The 23,441-nt window shown below is 64.6% G+C and carries 19 protein-coding genes; 7 read left to right on the forward strand and 12 right to left on the reverse strand.

Annotation, left to right across the window (positions count from 1 at the left end; all coding sequences use genetic code 11):
* The first annotated feature begins 93 nt into the window (after positions 1–93).
* Positions 94–705, forward strand: coding sequence for a M15 family metallopeptidase (locus H3H39_RS02840; protein WP_182151723.1), 612 nt, complete (start codon positions 94–96; stop codon positions 703–705).
* 49 nt (positions 706–754) lie between these two features.
* Here H3H39_RS02840 and dacB read toward each other — a convergent pair whose 3' ends face one another.
* Complete coding sequence (gene dacB / locus H3H39_RS02845; RefSeq protein WP_182151724.1) at positions 755–2,239, reverse strand: D-alanyl-D-alanine carboxypeptidase/D-alanyl-D-alanine endopeptidase; 1,485 nt, start codon at positions 2,237–2,239, stop codon at positions 755–757.
* A gap of 2 nt (positions 2,240–2,241) precedes the next feature.
* Entirely contained in the window at positions 2,242–3,480 is a 1,239-nt protein-coding gene (locus H3H39_RS02850; RefSeq protein WP_182151725.1) for a spore maturation protein, read from the reverse strand.
* A gap of 91 nt (positions 3,481–3,571) precedes the next feature.
* Here H3H39_RS02850 and H3H39_RS02855 point away from each other — a divergent pair, with 91 nt between their 5' ends.
* The gene (locus tag H3H39_RS02855; protein ID WP_229217831.1) at positions 3,572–5,386 is read left to right on the forward strand and encodes an ABC transporter substrate-binding protein; all 1,815 of its coding nucleotides are present in this window, start codon (positions 3,572–3,574) and stop codon (positions 5,384–5,386) included.
* 66 nt (positions 5,387–5,452) lie between these two features.
* Here the strand turns inward: H3H39_RS02855 and H3H39_RS02860 are convergent, their stop codons facing one another.
* The 6 genes from H3H39_RS02860 to H3H39_RS02885 form a co-directional block, all read right to left on the reverse strand.
* Complete coding sequence (locus H3H39_RS02860; RefSeq protein WP_182151726.1) at positions 5,453–6,580, reverse strand: acyl-CoA dehydrogenase family protein; 1,128 nt, start codon at positions 6,578–6,580, stop codon at positions 5,453–5,455.
* Positions 6,581–6,671: 91 nt separating this feature from the next.
* A complete protein-coding gene (locus H3H39_RS02865) occupies positions 6,672–7,340 on the reverse strand; it encodes an SDR family oxidoreductase (protein WP_182151727.1) in 669 nt (222 codons plus the stop codon).
* 142 nt (positions 7,341–7,482) lie between these two features.
* On the reverse strand, positions 7,483–8,682 hold the full coding sequence (locus tag H3H39_RS02870; protein ID WP_182151728.1) for an acetyl-CoA C-acyltransferase: 1,200 nt from the start codon (positions 8,680–8,682) through the stop codon (positions 7,483–7,485).
* Positions 8,675–10,501, reverse strand: a complete 1,827-nt coding sequence (aceK, locus tag H3H39_RS02875) for a bifunctional isocitrate dehydrogenase kinase/phosphatase (RefSeq protein WP_182151729.1) — start codon at positions 10,499–10,501, stop codon at positions 8,675–8,677. The genes H3H39_RS02870 and aceK overlap by 8 nt, the downstream gene beginning before the upstream one ends.
* A gap of 71 nt (positions 10,502–10,572) precedes the next feature.
* On the reverse strand, positions 10,573–11,757 hold the full coding sequence (locus tag H3H39_RS02880) for an isovaleryl-CoA dehydrogenase (protein WP_182151730.1): 1,185 nt from the start codon (positions 11,755–11,757) through the stop codon (positions 10,573–10,575).
* A gap of 129 nt (positions 11,758–11,886) precedes the next feature.
* Entirely contained in the window at positions 11,887–12,297 is a 411-nt protein-coding gene (locus tag H3H39_RS02885) for a MerR family transcriptional regulator (RefSeq protein ID WP_182151731.1), read from the reverse strand.
* Positions 12,298–12,424: 127 nt separating this feature from the next.
* Here H3H39_RS02885 and H3H39_RS02890 point away from each other — a divergent pair, with 127 nt between their 5' ends.
* From H3H39_RS02890 to H3H39_RS02900, 3 genes are all read left to right on the forward strand, one after another.
* Positions 12,425–13,483: an MBL fold metallo-hydrolase gene (locus H3H39_RS02890; protein ID WP_182151732.1), complete on the forward strand. Its 1,059-nt coding sequence runs from the start codon at positions 12,425–12,427 to the stop codon at positions 13,481–13,483.
* Between the two features lie 295 nt (positions 13,484–13,778).
* Positions 13,779–14,186 carry a hypothetical protein gene (locus tag H3H39_RS02895; protein WP_182151733.1) on the forward strand — a complete coding sequence of 136 codons (408 nt, stop codon included), beginning with the start codon at positions 13,779–13,781 and terminating at the stop codon, positions 14,184–14,186.
* A 323-nt stretch (positions 14,187–14,509) separates the two neighbouring features.
* On the forward strand, positions 14,510–14,692 hold the full coding sequence (locus H3H39_RS02900; protein WP_182151974.1) for a hypothetical protein: 183 nt from the start codon (positions 14,510–14,512) through the stop codon (positions 14,690–14,692).
* Positions 14,693–14,815: 123 nt separating this feature from the next.
* On the opposite strand, the gene H3H39_RS02905 is transcribed toward H3H39_RS02900, so the two are convergent.
* Together H3H39_RS02905 and grxD are read right to left on the reverse strand one after the other, a co-directional pair.
* Complete coding sequence (locus H3H39_RS02905; protein WP_182151734.1) at positions 14,816–15,409, reverse strand: UbiX family flavin prenyltransferase; 594 nt, start codon at positions 15,407–15,409, stop codon at positions 14,816–14,818.
* Positions 15,402–15,713 (reverse strand): Grx4 family monothiol glutaredoxin, encoded by a 312-nt coding sequence (gene grxD, locus H3H39_RS02910; protein WP_182151735.1) that lies wholly within the window; start codon positions 15,711–15,713, stop codon positions 15,402–15,404. The genes H3H39_RS02905 and grxD overlap by 8 nt, the downstream gene beginning before the upstream one ends.
* 328 nt (positions 15,714–16,041) lie before the next feature.
* Between grxD and H3H39_RS02915 the strand changes: the two genes are divergently transcribed.
* Positions 16,042–16,866 (forward strand): AraC family transcriptional regulator, encoded by an 825-nt coding sequence (locus H3H39_RS02915; RefSeq protein ID WP_220461401.1) that lies wholly within the window; start codon positions 16,042–16,044, stop codon positions 16,864–16,866.
* Here the strand turns inward: H3H39_RS02915 and H3H39_RS02920 are convergent.
* Complete coding sequence (locus H3H39_RS02920) at positions 16,823–17,446, reverse strand: LysE family translocator (RefSeq protein WP_182151737.1); 624 nt, start codon at positions 17,444–17,446, stop codon at positions 16,823–16,825. The genes H3H39_RS02915 and H3H39_RS02920 overlap by 44 nt on opposite strands.
* Before the next feature lie 297 nt (positions 17,447–17,743).
* Positions 17,744–20,092, reverse strand: a complete 2,349-nt coding sequence (locus tag H3H39_RS02925; RefSeq protein WP_182151738.1) for a Tex family protein — start codon at positions 20,090–20,092, stop codon at positions 17,744–17,746.
* Between the two features lie 198 nt (positions 20,093–20,290).
* On the opposite strand from H3H39_RS02925, the gene H3H39_RS02930 reads away from it, so the two are divergent.
* The gene (locus H3H39_RS02930; protein WP_182151739.1) at positions 20,291–23,407 is read left to right on the forward strand and encodes a DEAD/DEAH box helicase; all 3,117 of its coding nucleotides are present in this window, start codon (positions 20,291–20,293) and stop codon (positions 23,405–23,407) included.
* Positions 23,408–23,441: the final 34 nt, after the last annotated feature.

A 23,441-nucleotide genomic window follows, 5' to 3' on the forward strand; every position in this document is an offset into this window, starting at 1 on the left:
GATTAGTCGCGGCAGCTGAACAAGGATGGTTCTCATGCGTTTGCGCCACATCGACCTTTGCCCCACCACCCTGCGCGCGGCGCGGAGGCCGGCATGACGCCCGGCCTGCGCTGCGAAGCGATCGCCAGCGATGGCGCGTTCCGGCCCCTCAATAGCGTGGCCGGCATCGCCATCGACCTGCGCTATGCCACGGCCGATAACTTCGTCGGCCGCGACCTGTATTCACCGCTGGACTGCGCCTGGCTGCACGAGGAGGCCGCCATCGCGCTGGAACAGGCGGTCGCCTGGCTGGCCCTGCGCTGGCCCGGCTACCGGCTGCTGGTGCTGGACGCGCTGCGCCCGCAACGGGTGCAGGAACAACTGTGGCTGGCGCTGCAAGGCACGGATTTGCTGGGCTATATCGCGGAACCGGCGCGCGGTTCCATCCATTCCTTCGGCATGGCGGTCGACCTGACCATCCTCGATGAGCAGGGGGAGGAACTGGACATGGGCACCGCCTTCGACGATTTAAGTGAGCGTTCCCACCCCGCGCTGGAGCCGCAACTACTGGCCAGCGGCGCCCTCAACGCCACCCAGGCCGGCAACCGCCAACTGCTGCGCGACGCCATGGGACAGGCGGGCTGGATCGGCATCAACACGGAATGGTGGCATTTCGATTGCGGCGACCGTGATCGGGTACGGCGCAGCTTTATCCGCGTGCTGTAAGAAGCGGCGAGAAACGATATAAACAGTATGGTTCAATAGTGCTGGCGGCTCACCGGGTGGGCGCAACCGCCTGCGGGCCGCGCGCCACCCAGTCCACCAGCGCATCGAGCGCGGCGCGGCCGGCGCCGTTGGCCACGTGTTCGTCGTTGATGAAAGCCACGACCACGCAGGGCTGGCCGCTGGCGTCGGGCACATAACCGGCAATCGCCACCACCGCGTGCAGGCTGCCCGTTTTCAGGCGCGCGTGCAGGGCGGCGGGGCTGTCCTTGAGGCGCTTGCGCATGGTGCCGTCCAGCCCCGCGATCGGCAGGCTGGAGACGAATTCGGGCATCCACAGGCTGCGCTGGCCCGCCTGCAACACGGCCGCCAACTGGGCCGGCGTGACCCGCTCCGTGCGCGACAGGCCGGAACCGTTTTCCAGCACCAGGCCATCGGTGGCGATGCCGTGCGCCGTCAGCCAGGCGCGGATACGCTGGTCGGCGCGGGTGGCCGTGCTGTCGGCCGCTGGCGGCAGCGGGTGGCTGCCCAGCGCGCTGTCAGCCTCCAGGCTGCCCAGGCTGAGGAAGATGGTGCGGGCCAGCGTGTTATCAGATTGCTTGTTGATGTCGCGCAGCAGCTCGGGCAGCGGGCGTGACACGTGTTCGGCCAGCAGGCGCGCCGTGGCCGGCGTGGCGCCGGCCGCTTCCGCCTCGCGCACGTCGCCATTGAGCACACCGCCCAGGCGCTTCCAGGTGGTGCGCAGCAAGCGTTCCAGGTAGTCGTGCCGGTCCAATACGTTGATGCTGGTGGCCGCGCTGCAATCGCGCGGGAAAGTGCCGCGCAACAGTACGTTGATCTTGCCGTCCGTACGCATGGCCTGGGGCGGCTTCCAGCCCGTTTCCCACTGCGCGCATGGCGTGTCCACCAGTTTCAAATCCGTCTTCAGGCCCACCTTGTCCATGGCCGGCATCATCACGGCCGACAACTGGCCGCCCGTGGTGCGCAGTTCCAGCCGCAGCAGGTTGGTGTTGAGCAGCAGCGCGTCCGGCACCACGTTGTAGTAGGCGTAGGGATATTCATCGAACGGCGGCGCCTGCGGGTCCGGCTGGGCCGGTTGGAACAACTGGCGGTCCAGCACGATGTCGCCCTGGATGCGCCACACGCCCTGGTTGCGCAAGGCTTGCAGCATGCGGGTCAGCGCATCCTCGTTGAAATCGGCGTCGGCGCCGCCGCGCAAATACAGGTCGCCGCGCAGCACGCCGCGCACCAGTTCCGCACTCGTACGCAATTCCGTACGTCCCCGGAACACGGGACCCAGCTGTTCCAGCGCCACCATGGTGGTCAGCACTTTCATGGTGGACGCGGGTTGCATGCTGCGTTCGGCCCCGTGGCTCAGCAACGGCACGCCATCGCGCAGCACCACGGCGCCCATCGCCTCCTGCGGGATGCGGGCCGCTTGCAGCAGTTGGGCCACCGGTTCCGGCAGTTGGGCGTGGGCGCTCGCGCACAGGGTGGCGAGCAGGGTGGGCAGCAGATAGCGGTGCAGCTTGGACATGGTCAGTGGAAGAATGCGTAGGACACGAGGACGGCGGCCACCACCCCGGCGAAATCGGCGATGAGGCCGCAGGAAATGGCGTAGCGGGTCTTGCGGATGCCCACCGAGCCGAAGTACAGGGCCACGATGTAGAAGGTGGTGTCGGCCGAGCCCTGGAACACGCAGGTGAGGCGGCCGATGAAGGAATCGGGGCCGTAGGTCTTCATGGCGTCGATCATCAGGGCCTTGGAGGCGCTGCTGCTCAATGGTTTCATGAGCGCCGTCGGCAGCGAAGGCACGAAGTCGGCGTTCCAGCCCAGCTGGGTCACCAGCCAGTCCATGCCGCTGATCACGAAGCCCAGCACGCCGGCGTTGCGGATCACGCTGATCGCCACCAGCATGCCCACCAGGTAGGGAATGATGGTGATGGAAGTCTGGATGCCGCCCTTGGCGCCTTCGATGAAGGCTTCATACACGTTCACCTTCTTCCACAGCGCGGCGATGATGAAGGCGGCGATCACGATCATCAGCACCAGGTTGCTCACCACCTTGGACACCTGCTCGATCTCGCTCCGCGCCAGGTACTGGGTGAAGTACCACACGGTGGCACCGATGAAGGCCGTGATCCCGCCCAGCCAGCCCACCACCACACCGTTGAACAGGTTGATGCGCTGGCGTATCGCCACGCCGATGATGCCGGCCATGGTGGCCACATAGGTGGCGATCATGCAGGGAATGAAGATGTCGGATGGATCGTGCGCGCCGAGGATCGCGCGCTGGGCCATGATGGCCACCGGGATCAAGGTCAGGCCGGAGGTGTGCAGCACAAGGAACATGATCTGCGCGTTGCTTGGCTCATCCTTGTTGGGATTGAGCGTTTGCAGGCTTTCCATGGCCTTCAGTCCGAACGGGGTGGCCGCGTTGTCCAGGCCCAGCAGGTTGGCCGAGAAGTTCATCACCATGTGGCCGGTGGCCGGGTGGTTCTTCGGCACTTCCGGGAAGATGCGCGAGAAGAATGGCGAGATCACGCGCGCCAGCAGGTTCACCATGCCGGCCTTTTCGCCGATGTTCATGATGCCCAGCCATAGCGTCATCACGCCGGCCAGCGGCAGGGCGATATCCATCACGCCCAGGCGGGCCGAATCGAAGGTGCCCTCGATGATGCGCTTGAAGATCTCCGTATCGCCCAGCACCAGCCACTGCGCCAGCGCCGCGGCGAAACCCACCAGGAAGAAGCCAGACCAGATGTAATTGAGCGACATAAAGCGGGTTATTCCTCGGACTAGATGGGATAGGCAATATTGCAGGCAGAGTATAGAGTATGCTGGCCGCGCATTCTCAACTGGATATCACATGAAGCGTTACTGGAAACCGATGCTGGGCGCCGCGCTGCTGGCGCTGGCGGCCGCGAGCGGCGCAGTATCCGCCGGCCCGGCCGCCATGAGCGGCGCTGTCACCGCCGGCTTGGCCGCCACGCCCCACGTGCTGCACGCTTTCCTGAGCACGGGCGAAACGGGGCTGGATCCGGCTGTCGCCTCCGACCTGGCCAGCCTGAGCCTGCTGGAAAACCTGTTCGACCCGCTGCTGCGCTACGACTACCTGGCCCGTCCCGTGCGGTTGCAGCCGAACACGGTCAGCAGCATGCCCACCATCGATGAAAACGGCCTGCGCTACACCTTCCACCTCAAGCCCGGCATGGTGTTCTCGCCCGACCCCGCCTTCCACGGCACGCGGCGCGAAGTGACGGCGCAGGACTATGTGTACAGCCTGATGCGCCTGTACGACCCGGCCCTGAAATCACCGTGGCTGTTCCTGCTGGAAGGCAAACTGGAAGGCGACAGCGCGCTCAAGGGAGAAGGCTTCCGCTACGATCGGACCATCGCCGGCCTGCGCGCGCTCGACAAATACACGCTGCAACTGCGCCTGACGGCGCCCGACCCCAACTTTTTGTTCTATCTGGCCATCCCCGCCACCGGCGTGGTGGCGCGCGAAGTGGCGGACGCCTACGGCAGCCAGTTCGGCAACCACCCGGTGGGTACCGGTCCGTTCGTGATGGGTGAATGGAAGCACAGCGACAAGATCACGCTGCTGGCCAATCCCGACTTCCGCCCCACCGTATTCCATGCCGGACCGGACGTGGCGCCTGCCGACCGCGCGCTGGCCGCGTCGCTGGAAGGCAAGCGCCTGCCGCTGGTGCAACGGGTGGAAGTGAAGATCATGGAGGAATACCAGTCGCGCATGCTGGGCTTCCTGAACGGCGAATTCGACTATCTGGAGCAGGTACCCGAATCGATGAAGGACATGGTGCTGACGGCCGACGCCACGCCCACCCTCAAGCCCGAGCTGGCGCGCAAGGGGATCGCGCTCACGCCCTTCCCCGTGCTGCAGACCTACTACATGTGGATGAACATGGACGACCCGCTGATCGGCGGCTACAGCAAGGACAAGGTGGCGCTGCGGCGCGCCATCGCGCTCGGCTACAACGGCGCGGAAGACATCGCGTTGTTGAAAAAAGGACTGGCCCTGCCCGCGCAAACGCCGCTGCCGCCCAACGTGCGCGGCTACGACCCGACTTTCCGCAGCCCGACCACCTACGACCCCGCACTGGCGCGCGCGCTGCTGGATCGCTACGGCTACCGGCTGGGCGCGGACGGCTACCGCCGCCAGCCCAACGGCCAGCCGCTCACGCTCATCATGCACACGGAACCGAGCACGGTGGGCCGGCTGCGCGACGAGTTGTGGCGCAAGAACCTGAACGCCATCGGGCTGCGGGTGGAATTCAAGAGCGACAAGAAGACGGAAGTGATCAAAGCCTCGCGCCTGGGCAAGGTGATGATGTTTGAAACCAACTGGATCGCCGACTTCCCCGACGGCGACAATTTTTATCAGCTGCTGTACGGCCCCAACAGCGGCCGCGCCAACTACGCCCGCTTCAACCTGCCCGCCTTCAACGAGCGCTACGAGCGCGCCAGCAAACTGGGCGACTCACCCGAGCGCACCAGGCTGTTCAACGAGATGGCCCAGTTGCTGCATGCCTACGCGCCGTGGGTGCTGTTGACACACCCCATCTCGGCCGACCTGCGGCAACCGTGGCTCCGGCACTACCAGCGCCATCCCGTCGAGCTGACGACGTGGCGCTATGTGGACGTGGAACCCCGCACGCGTTAAAAAAAATTGGGACGTAACCCAATTCTCGCCGTGAGAATTGTGTTACGTCCCAAATTGACGAGCGTCTTAGAGCGCGCGGGCGATCAGCAGTTTCTGGATGTCGCTCGTGCCTTCGTAGATCTGGCACACGCGCACATCGCGGTAGATGCGTTCAACCGGGAAGTCGGACACATAACCATAGCCGCCATGCACCTGGATCGCGTCCGAACACACGCGCTCGGCCATCTCGGAGGCGAACAGCTTGGCCATCGCCGCTTCTTTCAGGCAGGGCTGGCTGGCGTCCTTCATCGAGGCCGCGTGGCGGATCAACTGGCGCGCCGCTTCGATCTGGGTCGCCATGTCGGCCAGGCGGAACTGCACGGCCTGGTGGTTGAAGATGGGCTGGCCGAAGCTTTCGCGGTCCTTGGCGTACGTGAGCGCGGCCTCATACGCGGCGCGCGCCATGCCGACCGACTGCGAGGCGATGCCGATGCGGCCGCCTTCCAGTCCGGACAGGGCGATCTTGTAACCCTGGCCTTCCTCGCCGATCAGGTTCTCGGCCGGGATGCGGCAGTTCTCGAACAGGATCTGGGCCGTGTCCGACGAGTGCTGGCCCATCTTCTGCTCCAGCCCGGCCACGATGTAACCTGGCGTCGAAGTCGGCACCCAGAACGCGCTGATGCCTTTCTTGCCGGCCGCCTTGTCCGTCACGGCCATGACGATGGCCACGTCCGCATACTTGCCGCTGGTAATGAATTGCTTGACGCCGTTCAGCACGTAGCTGTCGCCGTCGCGGGTGGCCGTGGTGCGCAGGGCGGCCGCGTCGCTGCCCGTGTGCGGTTCCGTCAGGCAGAACGCGCCCAGCATGTCGCCCTGGGCCAATGGCCGCAGCCACTGTTCCTTCTGGCGCTCGTTGGCATACATCATGGCGATGCTGCACACGGGGCAGTTGTTGACGGAGATGATGGTGGAGGTGCCGCCGTCACCGGCCGCGATCTCTTCCAGCACCAGCGCCAGCGACACGTAGTCGAGGCCTGCGCCGCCCAGTGCTTCCGGCACGGCCACGCCGAACGCGCCCAGCGCGGCCAGTTCCTTCAGTTCCTGTTTGGGGAAGTAATGTTCCTTGTCCCAGCGCGCAGCGTTGGGCGCCAGGCGCTCCTGGGAAAACGCGCGCAGGGCGTCGCGGATCATATTGTGTTCGTCGCTCAGTATCATGATGTCTCGTGTTCGTTGTTGAAAAAGGAACGTACCGCCGGCGGCAGCCAGGGGGCTGACCCCGGTTACGTGCCGGCGAGCGCTCAGACGCTTACCAGCCGATAGGCGTGCCGTCGTAATTGCGATAGACCGCGTGTTCCGCATGCGGCAATCCGGCCAGCGTGCGGCGCAGGCCGGCTGCGCTGGTCGCCACGTCCAGGTCGGCTTCGCTGCCGCCCATGTCGGTGCGCACCCAGCCCGGATGCAGGGCCACGCAGGTGGCGCCCTTGGCGCCGTACTGCAGCGCGGTGTCGATCAGCACGGAATTGAGGGCCGCCTTGCTGGCCCGGTATAACGTGCCGCTGGCGTTGTCGCGCTCGGATAAGGAACCCATGTGTGACGACATCACGCCCAGCTTGCCGCGCGCCGCGCACACCAGCGGCGCCACGATGGGCAGCAAGCGCATGGCGGCCAGCACGTTGGTGTGCATCACGCTGTCGAAATCCGATTGCAGCGGGAAGCCATCGTGGCGCGGGCCGTACACGCCCGCGTTGAGGATGGCCACTTCCAGCTGTTCGCCATCGAGCCGCCAGCCGAGCGCGGCGCACGCTTCCACGTTGTTCACGTCCAGCGTGTGGGTTTCGGCGCCCAGGTCGGCCAGCAATTGGCAATCCTGTGGCTGGCGCGCGGTGGCGATCACGCGCCAGCCGTCGGCCAGGTATTGGCGCGCCAGTTCGTGGCCGATGCCGCGCGAGGCGCCGATGATGAGTGCGGTTGGCATGGGAGTCCTTTATCTGCGGCGTTACTTGCTGCGGTATGTGCCGCGGTATGTGCCGTATTCCGTGTTGCGGCTCAAGGGTGACGCGGCGCCCGGCCCGGCCCCGTGCATGGGGTGGGACGGGGCCGCGTCTGACAGGTGGCGCTTACGCCAGTTCGATCGCCATCGCCGTGGCTTCGCCGCCGCCGATGCACAGGGCGGCCACGCCGCGCTTGCCGCCGGTGCGCTTGAGGGCGCCGATCAGGGTGACCAGGATACGGGCGCCGGATGCGCCGATCGGGTGGCCCAGTGCGCAGGCGCCGCCGTGCACGTTGATCTTCTCGTGCGGGATCTCCAGGTCGCGCATGGCGGCCATGGCCACGGCGGCGAACGCCTCGTTAACCTCGAACAGGTCGACGTCCTTGGTGCTCCAGCCGATCTTCTTGTACAGCTTCTGCACGGCGCCGATCGGGGCGGTGGCGAACAGGTCGGGCGCCTGGGCGAAGGTGGCATGGCCGTGCACGGTGGCGATGGCCGTCAGGCCCAGCTTCTTGGCCGTGGAGGCGCGCATCATCACCAGCGCGGCGGCGCCGTCGTTGATGGACGAGGACGAGGCGGCCGTGATGGTGCCATCCTTCTTGAATGCTGGGCGCAGTGCGGGGATCTTGTCGAGCTTGGCCTTGAGCGGACCTTCATCCTTGTCGATCACGGTGTCGCCGCCGCGGCCGGACACGGTCACGGGCGCGATTTCCCACTTGAAATAGCCTTCCGTCGTGGCCAGCTGGGCGCGCTTGACGGACTCGATCGCGAACGCATCCTGCGCTTCGCGGGTGAACTGGTACTTGGCCGCGCATTCTTCCGCGAAGGTGCCCATGGAGCGGCCTTCGCCCGTTTTCTCGTTGCGCGAGTAGGCGTCTTCCAGGCCGTCGTACATCATGTGGTCGAACAGCATGCCGTGGCCGATGCGGTAGCCGCCGCGTGCCTTGGGCACCAGGTAGGGCGCGTTGGTCATCGATTCCATGCCGCCGGCCACCACCACGTCGGCGCTGCCGGCCACCAGCTGGTCGTGCGCGAAGATGGCCGCCTGCATGGCCGAACCGCACATCTTGGACAGCGTGACGGCGCCGGTGGAGGTGGGCAGGCCACCTTTGAGCAGGGCCTGGCGGGCCGGGGCCTGGCCCTGGCCGGCCATCAGGCAGTTGCCGAAATAGACGTGCTCGACCAGCTGGGGATCGACGCCGGCCCGTTCCACGGCGGCGGCGATGGCCACGCCACCGAGGTCATTGGCGCTCTTGGCCGAGAAGTCGCCCTGGAAGGCGCCCATGGGAGTGCGCGCGGCACCGACGATTACGATGGGATCATTCATTTTCTAACGTCTCCATAAAGGGTGGCGGTGTGACCGCCGGGGGTGTGGTGAGGTGCTGATGGCAAAAACGGATGTGCTGCGGATAGGGGAACACGTCTTCCACGTAACCGTCGACGATGCGCTGCTTGCGGGCTTGCCAGTAGGACTGGGTCAGCAGGTCGGCGTGGTGCTTCATGAAATACTTGCGGATCTTGGCGTTGCCCAGCAGGAAGGTGCCGAATTGTTCCGGGAACACGTCGTTCCTGGCGACCGGATACCACGGTTCGGACGCCATTTCCTCCTCCTCCGTGCGCGGGGTGGGGATCACGCGGAAATTGCAGTCGGTGATGTATTCGATTTCGTCGTAGTCGTAGAACACCACGCGCTGGTGGCGGGTGACGCCGAAGTTCTTGTACAGCATGTCGCCGGGGAAGATGTTGGCGGTCACCAGTTCCTTGATGGCGTTGCCGTATTCCAGCACGCCATGCTCGATCTGGGCATCGTCGCCATCCTTGTCGGCGTTGCTGAGCCAGATGTTGAGCGGCACCATGCGCCGCTCGATGTACAGGTGCTTGATGATGAGCTGCTCGCCCTCCTCCTCCACCAGCGATGGCGCGTAGTGCTTGAGCTCGGCGATCAGGTCGTCCGTGAAGCGGTGCTTGGGGAAGGCCACGTTGGAGTATTCCAGCGTGTCGGCCATGCGGCCCACGCGGTCGTGGTTCTTGACCAGCAGGTATTTTTCCTTGATCAGGGCGCGCGTGGTTTCCTTGGGCGCCGGGAAGAAATCCTTGATCACCTTGAACACGTAGGGGAAGGACGGCAGCGCGAACACCAGCATCACCAGGCCGCGGATACCGGGCGCGATCTCGAACTGGTCGGAGGAGTGCTTGAGGTGCTGCAGGTAATCGCGATAGAACAGCGTCTTGCCCTGCTTTTGCAGGCCGAGGATGGTGTACATCTCGCTGCGCGGCTTGCGCGGCATCAGGCTGCGCAGGAACTGCACGTAGGCCGACGGCACTTCCATGTCCACCAGGAAGTAGGCGCGCGTGAACGAGAACAGCACCGTGATCTGTTCCAGGTCGAACAGCACGGTGTCGAGGATCAGTTCGCCGTTGCGGTTGTGCAGGATGGGCACGATGAACGGGTATTCCTTGTTGCCGTTGATGCCCTTGCCCACGATGTAGGCGCCCTTGTTGCGGAAGAACAGGCTCGACAGTACCTGGATCTGGTGATTCGGCTCCATGCGGATGGTGCCGAACAGCTGGCGCAAGCGCGCTTCCACCAGGTCCACGTCGCGGTCCAGGTTGGCGAACTTGGCGTTCAGCTGGAAATTGGTGATGATGCGCCGCAGCGCGAAGTGCAAGCCGTCCTTGCCGGGGTAATAGACCCGGTAGGTGGGCGACAGCTCGTCCGTCTCGATATATTCGGTCGACACGACGGGCCGCACGAAGATGAAGTCGTTGTGGAAATAGGTGCGGTGCAGGATGTTGCAGCAGACGGAGTTGAAGAACGTTTCAGCCAGTTCCGGCTGCTTGTGGTCCGACAGCATGCCGATGTAGTGCAGCTTCAGTTCGCGCCACACATCGTCCGTCAATTCCTCCTGGTCGTACTCGTCTTCCAGCATCTGCACGCATTCGTGCACGCGCTTGTCGTAAAAGCCGATGCGCTCGCGCGCGGCCAACTGGGCCTCGCGCCAGGCGCCCTGCTCGAAGTGCTGCTTGGCCTGCTGGCTGGTCTGGCGAAAGAGCCGGTAGTGCTTGTCGAAACCGTCGCGGATGGTGCGCGCGATGTCGAAAGCGATCTGGGAAGACAGCAGTTTAGGGAAAGCAGCTTGGGTCATGTCCTACTCGCGGTTGGGCTGGTGAGTGAGCGCCGTTCCCGCGCGGGAACGGCGTACGGACCGCCCCAGGCTTACATGGTTTCCGCGAACAGTTCGCGACCGATCAGCATGCGGCGGATTTCGCTGGTACCGGCGCCGATCTCGTACAGTTTGGCGTCGCGCCACAGGCGGCCCACCGGATACTCGTTGATGTAGCCGTTGCCGCCCAGGGTCTGGATCGCCTCGCCGGCCATCCAGGTGGCTTTTTCCGCGCTGTACAGAATGGCCCCTGCCGCGTCCTTGCGCAGCTGGCGGACCGCTTCCGGGGTTTTGGCCCGGTCGCAAGCCTGACCGACGGCGTACACATATGCCTTGCACGCCATCATGGTCGAGTACATGTCGGCTATCTTACCCTGCATCAGCTGGAATTCGCCGATGGGCTGGCCAAATTGCTTGCGGTCGTGGATGTAGGGCACCACGTTGTCCATGCACGCCTGCATGATGCCCAGCGGGCCGCCGGACAGCACGGTGCGCTCGAAGTCCAGGCCCGACATCAGCACGTTGACGCCCTTGCCCAGGCCGCCCAGCACGTTCTCGGCCGGCACTTCGCAATCTTCGAACACCAGTTCGCCCGTGTGCGAGCCGCGCATGCCCAGCTTGTCGAGCTTTTGCGCCACGGAGAAGCCCTTGTAGCCTTTTTCGATCAGGAACGCCGTCATGCCGCGCGGGCCGGCTTCCAGGTCGTTCTTGGCGTACACCACCAGCACGTCGGCGTCGGGGCCGTTGGTGATCCACATCTTGCTGCCGTTGAGCACCCAGCGGTCGCCCTTGAATTCGGCGCGCAGCTTCATGCTCACCACGTCCGAGCCGGCGTTCGGTTCGGACATGGCCAGCGCGCCCACGTATTCGCCGGAAATGAGCTTGGGCAGGTATTTGCGTTTCTGTTCTTCCGTGCCGTTGCGCTTGATCTGGTTCACGCACAGGTTGGAGTGGGCGCCGTAGGACAGGCCGACGGAAGCCGAGGCGCGCGAGATTTCCTCCATCGCCACGATGTGGGCCAGGTAGCCCATGTTGGCGCCGCCGTATTCCTCGCCGACGGTGATACCCAGTACGCCCAGCTCACCCATCTTGCGCCACAGGTCCATGGGGAACTGGTCGTTGCGGTCGATTTCAGCGGCGCGCGGCGCGATTTCGGCGGCGGCGAACTGTTGCACGGCTTCGCGCAGGGCGGCGATGTCTTCGCCATGGTCAAAGGTCAGGCCGGGGAGATGGAGCATGTCATCCTCTATTGTCGTGTAAGTGGCTGGGTGGGCCGGGTAGTGGTGTGGCAATGATACGCTTATGTGACGTTAACGTAAACGTCAAGTGAAACGGGCGGGGCGGCGGCCTGAGGGCCCCGCCCACGCTTATGGGGTGGCGGCCGGTTGCTGCTCGCCCGTCTGGGCCGCCAGCAGGCGTTTGCATTCATCTTCATGGGCGGTCAGCTCGGCCAGCGCCATTTCCAGGTCTTCGCGCTGTTGTTCCAGCGTTTCCCGGTGCTGCGCCAGCACGTTCAGGAAGCGGTGCATCTGGGCCGCCGTATCCTTGGGCGATTCGTACATGTCGACCAGGCTCTTGATCTCGGACAGCGACAGGCCCAGGCGCTTGCCGCGCAGGGTCAGCTTGAGCCGGGTGCGGTCGCGCGGCGTGTAGACGCGGTTGCGTCCGCCCGCGCCTTCGCGCGTGGGGCTCAGCAGGCCCTGGTCTTCATAAAAGCGGATGGCGCGCGCCGTCACATCGAATTCGCGGGCCAGTTCGGTAATAGTATAGGTCGGCATGGTAGGGCTTGCGGTAAAGTGGCGGAATCTGGATGACGGACGCGGTGTGCGCCGTTTACAATCGTCGCCAGCTTCCGTTTACGTCAACGTCAATCACATTGTAGCGCGCCCGCACCGAAAGATCGCCATGAATCCACTTGAATCGCAATTGCAGTATCCGCTGGGCGACACCGTGCCCGCCGTCGGCACCGTCACACCGTTGGCGGATGGGGTGGCCTGGCTGCGGATGCCGCTGCCGTTCGCGCTCGATCACATCAACCTGTGGCTGCTGAGCGACAACGACAGCGACACGGGCGCCGCCGGCTGGACCGTGGTCGACTGCGGCGTGGCCACCGACGCCACCCGGGACGGCTGGGAAGCCATCTTCGCCGGCCCCATGGCGGGCCGGCCGCTGCAGCGGGTGCTGGCCACCCATTGCCATCCCGACCACATCGGCCTGGCCGACTGGCTGGGCCAGCGCTGGCAGGCGCCGCTGTGGACCACGGCCGGCGAATACGCGTTCGCGCGCATGATGTCGGCCGCCCTGCCCGGTGTGGACGGCTCGTCCGCCGTGCCCCACTTCCAGCGCCACGGCCTGCGCGACCCCGAGATGCTGGACAAGATGGCCAGCCGGCGCCAGTACTACCCGTCGCTGGTGCCGTCCGTGCCGGAAAGCTATCACCGCATCCAGGATGGCCAGCTGATCACCGTCGGCGCCCACCAGTGGCAAGTGATCACCGGCTTTGGCCATGCGCCCGAGCATGCCTCGCTGTACTGCGCCGCGCTCAACGTGCTGATCTCGGGCGACATGGTGCTGCCGCGCATTTCGACCAATGTGTCCGTGTTCGCCGTCGAGCCGGAAGCCAACCCGCTGGGCTTGTACCTGGACTCGCTGGGCAAGTTCGCCGCCCTGCCGGACGACGTGCTGGTGCTGCCCTCGCACGGCAAGCCGTTCCGCGGCCTGCACACCCGCATCGCCCAGCTGCGCCAGCACCATGTGGAGCGGCTGGCCGAAGTGATGGCCGCCTGCGCCGAATGGCAGTCGGCGGCCGACATCGTGCCCATCATGTTCAAGCGGGCGCTGGACGCCCACCAGCTCAGCTTCGCCCTGGGGGAAGCGCTGGCCCACCTGCACAAGCTGTGGCAGGAAGGTATCGTGCGCCGCGAAATGGGGCGCGACGGCATCATTAGATTTCAGCGGCGATAAGCAGCCCCGGGCCGCCCGGGGGAGGATGCCGTAGTTTTATAACGGAAATTGCGTGGCCGGGCTGGCCGGCGGTGGGCATAAAGTGTTATGGTATCAATCTTGCCATTTAACCTCCATCCGCATCCCGCTTGCCTGGAACTGACGCTGGCCGCGACCAAATATAGTTTGGTAGCGGTGTTGCTCATTGGCCGTGCGCATGTGAGATAGAATGTCAAACGTTAAATCAATATATGTCACAATTAGTGTTTGCATACTAGAGACTGACTTTCATGCGGCAACGTGAAATAGTGCAATTATGAATTCTTCCAATGAACGCGAAAGCTTTAGTCAGCGCCTGCAACAGGCGCTCAAAAATGCTCACTACTCTCCCGACAGCCCCACGCGTCTGGCCCGGGAATTTAACATTCGCTTCGATGGCCGTCCGATCACGGTCCACGCGGCGCGCAAGTGGCTGGTAGGCGAAGCCATTCCCACCCAGGAAAAGCTGCGCATGATCGCGCAGTGGCTGGGCGTGCCGGCGGAATGGCTGCGCTTTGGCGGACCGGAGGCGGGCGCACCCGCCGGCGAGGGCGGCAACGGGCTGTCGCGCTTTGAGTCGGCCGACGTCAAGCTGATCGCTGATTTGCAGCGGCTGGACGAACATCACCGCCAGATCGCGCGTGAATTTATCCGTATGCTGGTGCGCGTAAACTACCAAAAGTAACAAATCGCCATTGCTTGTCCTGAACAAAAATCACGGCCGGGCAGGCCGTCGATTCCGCATTAAATTTAAGCTCTCTTCAATCCCCTTCGATTTTTGTTCGGTTTTTTGCTCTGTAGCAAAACTCCGCGCCGCCGGCTTGCCCGCCCGACGCGGGCCGGGCATGTTCGCGCTGTGTCATGCGCGCGACACGTGCGAAGCGCACAATGCCCGATGAACCATTTTATTTTTTGGCAATGACTCGCTTCTTACTGCGCAGTTGCCAATAGTGGCTCATAATTGGGGGTGTTTTCGCGTCGAGCAGTCTTCATTACGGAGTCGAGCATTTGAGCCGCCTTATCAAAAGCAATTACAGCAACGTCGCACAACTGAAAGACCTGATGACCGCGCCGCCCATGACAGCGGCCCAGCATGCGGAAGTGATGCGTAAGCGCATTGCCCAGCGCCGTATGGTGGAGGAAGCCCGGGAATTGAAGCAGGCCTGCGGCGCCCAGTTCGAGAAACGTTAGGGTGTCGTGCCGGGGCCATCAGGGCCCGGCCAGTGGTGCCAGCAGTGCTGTCGCCGCCGCCATGCGGACGGCGCGGGGGCGGTGCCGCCATCCCATCAGTCTTAAAAGGCAGGTGTTGGCCGCTCAGGCGTCCGTCGCCGGCTTCATGCCGTGCCAGCGGGGCGCCAGCGTGTGTTCGATGCCGAACAGGTCGATGACGCGGGCCACGGTATGGTCGACCATCTCGTCTATGCTCTTGGGCTGGTGGTAAAAGCTGGGCAGGGGCGGGAAAATGATGCCGCCCATTTCCGTCACGGCCGTCATATTGCGCAGGTGGGCCAGGTTGAAGGGCGTCTCGCGCACCATCAATACCAGACGGCGGCGCTCCTTGAGCACCACATCGGCCGCGCGCGCGATCAAGTTGTCAGACAGGCCATGGGCCACGGCGGCCAGGGTCTTCATCGAGCATGGTGCGATCACCATGCCATCCGACTGGAAGGAACCGCTGGCGATGGACGCGCCCACGTCGCGCGTCTTGTGCGCCACGTTGGCCAGCGCCTCGACGGCGCGCCGCGTCATGCCGGTTTCCTGCTGCAGGGTCAGCACGGCGGCGTCGGAGACGATCACATGCGTCTCCACGCCGGGCATGGCCCGCAGATGTTGCAGCAGCCGCACCCCATACACGGCGCCGGTGGCGCCCGTGATGGCGATGACGAGCCGCTGCGGCCGATCAGGCATCCAGCAGGGCTTTCAGTTCGCCCGACTCATACATTTCGTTCATGATGTCGGAACCGCCGATGAATTCGCCCTTGATGTAGAGCTGGGGAATGGTGGGCCAGTTCGAGTATTCCTTGATGCCTTGGCGCACTTCCGCATCGTCCAGCACGTTCACGGTGGCGATGTTTTCCACGCCGCACGCTTTCAGGATCTGGATGGCGCGGCCGGAAAAGCCGCACTGTGGGAACTGGGCCGTGCCCTTCATGAACAGCACCACAGGGGTGTTGGTCACGGTCTCTTTGATCCAGGTTTGTACGTCGCTCATAGCTGCCTCAGGGGAAATAAATTAAAGATGCCTGTATTTTATAAGAAAACGGCCGGGCGGGTATGGCGGGGCAGCGCCCGGAGATCATGGTTTTGGCAGAAACCGGGGTCGGCGGGGCGGGAACGGGTCAGCGCCAAGCATCTTGATGTTGATGGCACGGACCATTGCGGCCCGCCCAGAGGCAACCATCAGTGGCTTTATTGGTTTGCTCGCTGGTAAGACAAAAAAGTGGCGGCCCTCGAAGAAATGAAAGAGGTTTCCGAAAAAGGCTGGTCAGGTGGCGCGTGAAGATCTGACGCGGCATGTAAGTTGCAGGTATCCTATGCGCATGTCGCCTCCTCCTGCCCACTCCGGTCACCAATTCTGGCGCGATGCCAGCCTGCCGTTCGTCGAGGCGCGGGCGATCGTCGATGGGCGCAAGGTACGCTACGCCAAGCATTCCCACGAGACATTTTCGATCGGCGTGATCCGTTACGGACGGACCGACTATATCAACCAGGCCACGCGGCAGCATGCCGGCCCCGGCAGCGTGGTGGTGATGAACCCCGGCGACGTCCATGGCTGCAACCCGATCAGCGATGAGCCCTGGTCGTACCGGATGCTGTACGTCGAGCCCACCTGGCTGGGCCGGCTGCAGCATGAATGGGGTTTCAGCGCCAACCAGGATTTTCATCCCCTTGCCGCCACCATGAGCACGGCGCCGGCGCTGTACGCGGACTTCAACCGGTTTTTTGACGTGTTGACGGACGATGCGGCCGATCCCTTGTTGCGGCAGTGCGCGTCGGTGGCGTTTTTCGAGCAAATGCAGTCCAGTTTCGACCCCGCCACGCCAATGGCACGCGATGCCAACCACAAGCTCGCGCGGGCGGCCGATTACATCAGCGACAACTGCAGCGCGGCGCTCAAGCTGGAAGACATCTGCGCCGCGGCCGACCTGTCGCCGTCGTACCTGATCCGCGCATTCAGGAAGCATTACGGGATGACGCCGCACACCTACCTGTTGAACCGCCGGGTACAGCGCGCCCGTGGCTTGCTCAAAGGTGGCGGCGCGATCGCCGACGTGGCGCTGGCAACGGGATTTTCCGACCAGGCCCATTTTCAGCGCATCTTCAAACACTTCCTGGCCGCGACGCCGGGCCAATATCGCCGCTGAACAGCAGGTAAATGGCGCTGGCCGCCAGCAGTAGCGCCATGGCGCGATTGAACCGCCGCATGCCGGCCGGATCGTGCAAACGGCGGCGCAGGAACGTGCCGGCATAAGCCCAGCAAGCGATTGACACGTAGCAGACCGCGCAATAGAGGGCGGCGAATCGCCAGACCAGTGCCGCGTCGCCGTTCGCAGCGAACGCGCTGACGCCGGCCACGGCCGCCACCCAGGCTTTCGGATTGAGCCACTGCATGGCCGCGCCCACCACCAGTGACGGGCCTTTGCCGTCGCCGCCGAGCGTGAGCTTGCCGTCATCGCGGGCCAGTTTCCATGCCATCAACAGCAGGAAGGCGGCGCCGCCCAGCTGCGTCGCCTGTGTCAGGGCGGGCACGCGCGCCAACAAGGCTTGCAAGCCCACGCCGGTCAACAGCAACAGCAACGTAAAACCGACGGTGGCGCCGGTCACGTGGCGCATGCTGGCCCGCAGGCCGTGCTGCGCGCCGCTGCTGAGCGCGACGATGTTGACGGGGCCGGGGGAAATAGAGGATGCCAGCGCGAAGGCGGCCATGGAAATAAGAATGCTCATAGTGACGGGTCTCCGGTGAATGAACGCTACCGGAGCGGAAGATACGCGGCGAGGGCGCGCCTGTATTGAAGGAAATGACCCTGGTGCGCGGGGCCGGCCACGGCAGCGCCTGCATCAGGGTCTGCCCCTGGGGTGTATGGCCCTTGTGCCCGCGCAGTAGCTTCCCGCCAATCCGTGTAGAACCAATCAAAACGCCACCCGCAGGTGGCGTCCTTGTTTCTGGTGCGTCCGGGGGGAGCGAGGCGTCGGCACGAGGGCATACACGCCCCGGCGCCGGCCCGGGTCCGGGGCGGAGACCTAGCCGCGCAACTTCGCGAACGCCGCCGCCATGCTGCCGCCAATCGGCTCCGAGCGGGCCGTTTGCTTCTGGTGTTGCCCCAGGCTCTTGCGGTCGTTACGGTCGCCGCGCTGCTGCGGGTTGGCGCCCGCTTGCGGCGCACTGTCCGTCAGACGCATGGTGAGGGCGATGCGCTTGCGCTTTTCGTCCACTTCCAGCACTTTCACCTTCACCACCTGGCCCGCCTTGACCACCGTGTGCGGGTCCTTGACGTAGTTGTTGGACAGGGCCGAGATGTGCACCAGTCCATCCTGGTGCACGCCGATGTCGACGAAGGCGCCGAAGGCGGCCACGTTGGTCACCACGCCTTCCAGAATCATGTCCGGACGCAGGTCGCGGATTTCCTCCACCCCTTCCTTGAAGGTGGCGGTGCTGAATTCCGGCCGCGGGTCGCGGCCCGGTTTTTCCAGTTCCTTCAGGATGTCGGTCACGGTGGGCACGCCGAACTTGTCGTCCGCATACTTGGCCGGGCTCAGGGTCTTGATCACGGCCGTTTCACCGATCACGGCGCGGATATCCTTTTTGATATCGCTCAGGATCTTTTCCACCAGCGGATACGATTCCGGGTGCACGGCCGAGGCGTCCAGCGGGTTTTCACCGCCCATCACGCGCAGGAAGCCGGCCGCCTGTTCGAACGTCTTGTCGCCCAGGCGCGGCACGGCTTTCAGGGCCGCGCGCGACGGGAACGCGCCCTTCATGTCGCGGTAGGTGACGATGGACTGGGCCACCGAGGCCGACAGGCCCGACACGCGCGCCAGCAGCGGCGCCGAGGCCGTGTTCACGTCGACGCCGACCGCGTTCACGCAATCCTCCACCACGGCGTCCAGCGAACGGGCCAGCTGGGTTTGCGACACGTCATGCTGGTACTGGCCCACGCCGATCGATTTGGGATCGATCTTCACCAGTTCGGCCAGCGGGTCTTGCAGACGGCGGGCGATGGAGACGGCGCCGCGCAGCGATACGTCCATGTCCGGCAACTCGCGCGAGGCGAATTCGGAAGCCGAGTACACCGAGGCGCCCGCTTCGGAGACGACGATCTTGGTCAGTTTCTGGTCCGGATGGCGTTTGATCAGATCCTGTGCCAGCTTGTCCGTTTCGCGCGAGGCGGTGCCGTTGCCGATCGAGATCAGGGAAACGTTATGCTTGGCGGCCAGCTTGCCCAGCACGTGCAGCGAGCCTTCCCAGTCATTCTTGGGCTGGTGCGGGTAAATGACGGCCGTGTCCACCACCTTGCCGGTGGCGTCCACCACGGCCACTTTCACACCCGTGCGCAGGCCCGGATCCAGGCCCATGGTGGCGCGCTGGCCGGCTGGCGCGGCCAGCAGCAGCGCCTTCAGATTGGTGGCGAAGATATTGATGGCGTCCAGTTCCGAGCGTTCGCGCAGTGCGCCCATCAGTTCCGTTTCCAGGTGCATGAAGCTTTTCACGCGCCAGGTCCAGCGCGCCGTGTCGGCCAGCCACTTGTCGGCCGGCCGGCCGGCCTGCTTGATGCCGAAGCGGGCCGCGATGCGGCTTTCGCATGGGTTGTGGGGCGCGTCCCACTTCGGTTTTTCCGCTTCCGTGTCCAGCCGCAGCGTCACGTCCAGGATGCCTTCGCGGCGGCCGCGCAACAGGGCCAGCGCGCGGTGCGACGGCACGGTGCCCAGGGTTTCCGAATAATCGAAGTAATCAGCGAACTTTTCGCCTTCTTCTTGCTTTCCTTCAATGACTTTCGATTCCACTACGCCATGATCGAGGACGTACTCGCGCAGCGATTGCAGCAGCGTGGCATCTTCGGCGAAGCGTTCCATCAGGATCTGGCGCGCGCCGTCGAGGGCGGCCTTGGTGTCGGGTACGCCGGGATTGTTGCCGTCGGCCGTGGTGAAAGCGTCGCGCAGGAACTTATTGGCTTCCATTTCAGGAGTCAGTTCCGGGTTGGCCAGCAAGCCGTCGGCCAGCGGCGCCAGGCCCGCTTCAATGGCGATCTGGGCCTTGGTGCGGCGTTTTTGCTTGTAGGGCAGATACAAGTCTTCCAGCCGGGTCTTGTCTTCCGCGTGCATGACTGCATCTAACAACTCAGGCGTCATCTTGTTTTGCTCGGTGATCGAGGCGACGATGGCGGCGCGGCGCTCTTCCAGCTCGCGCAGGTAGCGCAGCCGTTCCTCCAGCAGGCGCAACTGGGTATCGTCCAGCCCGCCGGTGGCTTCCTTGCGGTAGCGGGCGATGAAAGGCACGGTGGCGCCTTCGTCCAGCAGGGCGATGGCGGCGGCGACCTGGACGGGCTTGGCGGCCAGTTCCAGGGCAAGACGTTGTTCGATGGAAGGCAACATGAGGGGTGGTTCCTAAGCAGTCAAGCCCGGAATGATACGCAATCGGAGCGATTGCGCCAGTCTTGACAGTCCAAAAGGACTGTGCGCCGCCCTACGCGCCGTGAAGCTTGCTGAAGATTACGCAAACACGAAGCCCCGTATCGCGGATAATATTGCCTGTTGCCGTTTTTGAACCATCTTTGACCAACAATGCGCCCTATGGATATCACCCGCGACGACGCCACCGATGCCCCAGCCGTACCGGCACGCCCCGCGCCGCCCGCGAACCAATTGTCGTACGCTGTCGCCATCTGGCTGCAGCGGGTGGATGCGGCCGCGCATCCCAAGGCCAAACTGCCCGCCGTCCCGGTCGACGCCGATCCCAAGCAGACCCAGTTCCGCTTGATCTACGTGATGGCGCCCACCAGCGGCGGCCGCCATGTGGCCCTGTGCCTGTACAAGGCGCGCCTGCGCGCCAACGGCGACGTGGCCGCCGCCAGCCCGGTCAGTGAGATTTTCTCCCTGTTGTCGGCCCCGCCCAGCTTCCTGGCCCCCGGCGATGAGGATTTGATCCGTTTCTTCGTGGCCATGCGCAGCGGCGCCGCCTCCCAGACGGGCAGCGCCACCGAGCCGCGCGGCAAGATCGGCGCGGCCCTGCTGCAAATGCTGTCCGATCAGGAAAAATTGCTGTGGGCCAACTCCTGGGCCGACGTGGGCAATGGCCTGGTATATCCGCTCAAGGCGGGACCGTTGCGTCCGGCCAACCTCGTGTGGCGCGAGGAAGGCAAGGGACTGCGGCTGGGCTGGCAGGTGGAGGCGCCCGAAGGCGCGCGCCACCATGGCGCCGACCAGATCGATTACATGTTGCCGACCGATCCACCGTGGTATATCGACAACCTGTCCTGCGGCGTGCTGCAACTGAACCAGGGCGGCGCCGCCATCCCGCTGGCTGAATTGCAGGCGCTGGTGGCCCAGGCACCGTTGCTCACAGCCAACGACAAGGTGCGTGTATCGCAATTGTTGCTGGCCCATGGCTTGCAGCAACTGATGCCGCTGCCCCAGCCCTTGCCCCAGCGCGTGCGCGAGGACGTGCGTCCCCGTCCCGTGCTGCTGCTGGACGCGGCCATGCTGGCCGACGGCAGCGTGCAGCGCTGGCACGATTTCGCCGTGCTGTCCTACGATTACGATGGCGAGCGGGTGTCGTTCGACCCGTCCCAGCGCGTGGTGCGCCAGCGCGGCGACGTGACGGAAATCATCCAGCGCGACATGGCGGCCGAGACGGCCGCGCTGGAACTGTTGCAATCGATGGACTTCCGCAAGCCGGGCGCCCAGCCGCTGAGCAGCGTGAAAGGCGGCCAGTTGCTGGCCGGCCAAGCCGACTGGATCCGTTTCGCCGGCGACGGCCTGGCCACCTTGTTGGCGCAAGGCTGGAAAGTGGAAAAGAGCCCCCGTTATCGCTATGACATGACGGCCGTGGAGGACTGGTATGCGGACGTGACACCGGACAGCGCCGACGGCGGCCACGCCTGGTTCGAGCTGGAACTGGGCATCGTCGTCAACCAGCAACGGGTGCCGCTGCTGCCGGTGCTGGTGCAGCTGATCCGCAACGCGCCTCACGATTTCAATCCGAAAACCATGGCCGCCTACGCGGCCCACGACCAGATGCTGGCCACTTTGCCCGATGGCAACCGGGTGGCCTTGCCGTGGGGCCGGGTGCAACCCATCCTCAATACGCTCGGTGAGTTGTATTTCAGCGACAAAATCAAGACTTCGCTGCGCATGGCCACGCTGGACGCGGCCCGCCTCGACGAACTGTCGCGCAACGTGGCATTGCGCTGGACGGGCGGCGAGGAATTGCGCCAGATGGGCGCGCGCCTGAACCAGTTCGGCGCCGTCAAGCGGGTGGCCACCCCGGCCGGCCTGCAGGCGACCCTGCGCGACTACCAGGCCGACGGTCTGGCCTGGATGCAGTTCCTGCGCGAATACGGTTTCGCCGGCATCCTGGCCGACGACATGGGCCTGGGCAAGACGGTGCAAACGCTGGCCCACATCCTGGTGGAAAAAGAGGCGGGCCGGCTGACGGCCCCCACCTTGGTGATCGCCCCCACCAGCCTGATGGGCAACTGGCAGGACGAGGCGGCCCGTTTCGCCCCCAGCCTGCGCGTGCTGCTGCTGCAAGGCAAGGATCGCATGGCCCAATTCGACCAGATCGCCCAGTCCGACCTGGTGCTGACCACCTACGCCCTGCTGCCGCGCGACGAGGAAAAACTGCGCGAGCATGATTTCCACCTGGTCATCCTGGACGAGTCGCACTACATCAAGAACACCCGCTCCAAGGCGGCCCAGAGCGCCGGCCTGTTGCGCGCGCGCCACCGGCTGTGCCTGTCGGGCACGCCGCTGGAAAACCACCTGGGCGAGCTGTGGTCGCAATTCCACTTCCTGCTGCCGGGCCTGCTGGGCGACGAGAAGACCTTCAATACCCAGTTCCGCCACCCCATCGAGCGCCAGGACGATCCGTTGCGGCGCACCCTGCTGAACCGCCGCATCAAGCCTTTCCTGTTGCGCCGGACCAAGGACAGCGTGGCCAAGGAATTGCCGCCCAAGACGGAAATGGTGCGCAAGGTGGAACTCACGGGCGCCCAGCGCGACCTGTACGAGACGGTGCGGCTGGCCATGGACCAGAAAGTGCGCGACGAAATCGACCGCAAGGGCGTGGCCCGCAGCCAGATCGTGATCCTGGAGGCCTTGCTCAAGCTGCGCCAGGTATGTTGCGATCCGCGCCTGGTCAAATCGCTGCCGGCCAAGAAGCAGACGGCCGGTTCCGCCAAGCTGGCCGACCTGATGCAGATGGTGGAGGATTTGCTGGAGGAGGACCGCAAGATCCTCGTGTTCTCCCAGTTCACCTCCATGCTGGAATTGATCGAGCAGGAACTGGAGGCGCGCGACATTCCGTACGCCTTGCTGACCGGCGACACCAAGGACCGCGGCGCGCAAGTGGCCGCGTTCCAGCAGGGTGCCGTGCCGATCTTCCTGATCAGCTTGAAGGCGGGCGGCGTGGGCCTGAACCTGACGGCGGCCGACACGGTGATCCATTACGATCCGTGGTGGAACCCGGCGGCGGAAAACCAGGCCACCGACCGCGCCTGGCGCATCGGCCAGGACAAGCCCGTGTTCGTCTACAAGCTGATCGCCAAAGGCACGCTGGAGGAGAAGATCCAGGTCTTGCAACAGAAGAAATCGGACCTGGCGCAATCCATCCTGGCCGAGGGGGAATCGCAGAAGATGGCGTTGACGCAGGAAGACTTGCAGCAGATCTTCGCCCCGCTGGTCGATTAAGGCCGAGGGGGCTATACTCGCCCATGTTGCTTTA

It is taken from the genome of Rugamonas apoptosis (genome assembly GCF_014042355.1).
Classification (GTDB): Bacteria; Pseudomonadota; Gammaproteobacteria; order Burkholderiales; family Burkholderiaceae_D; genus Rugamonas; species Rugamonas apoptosis.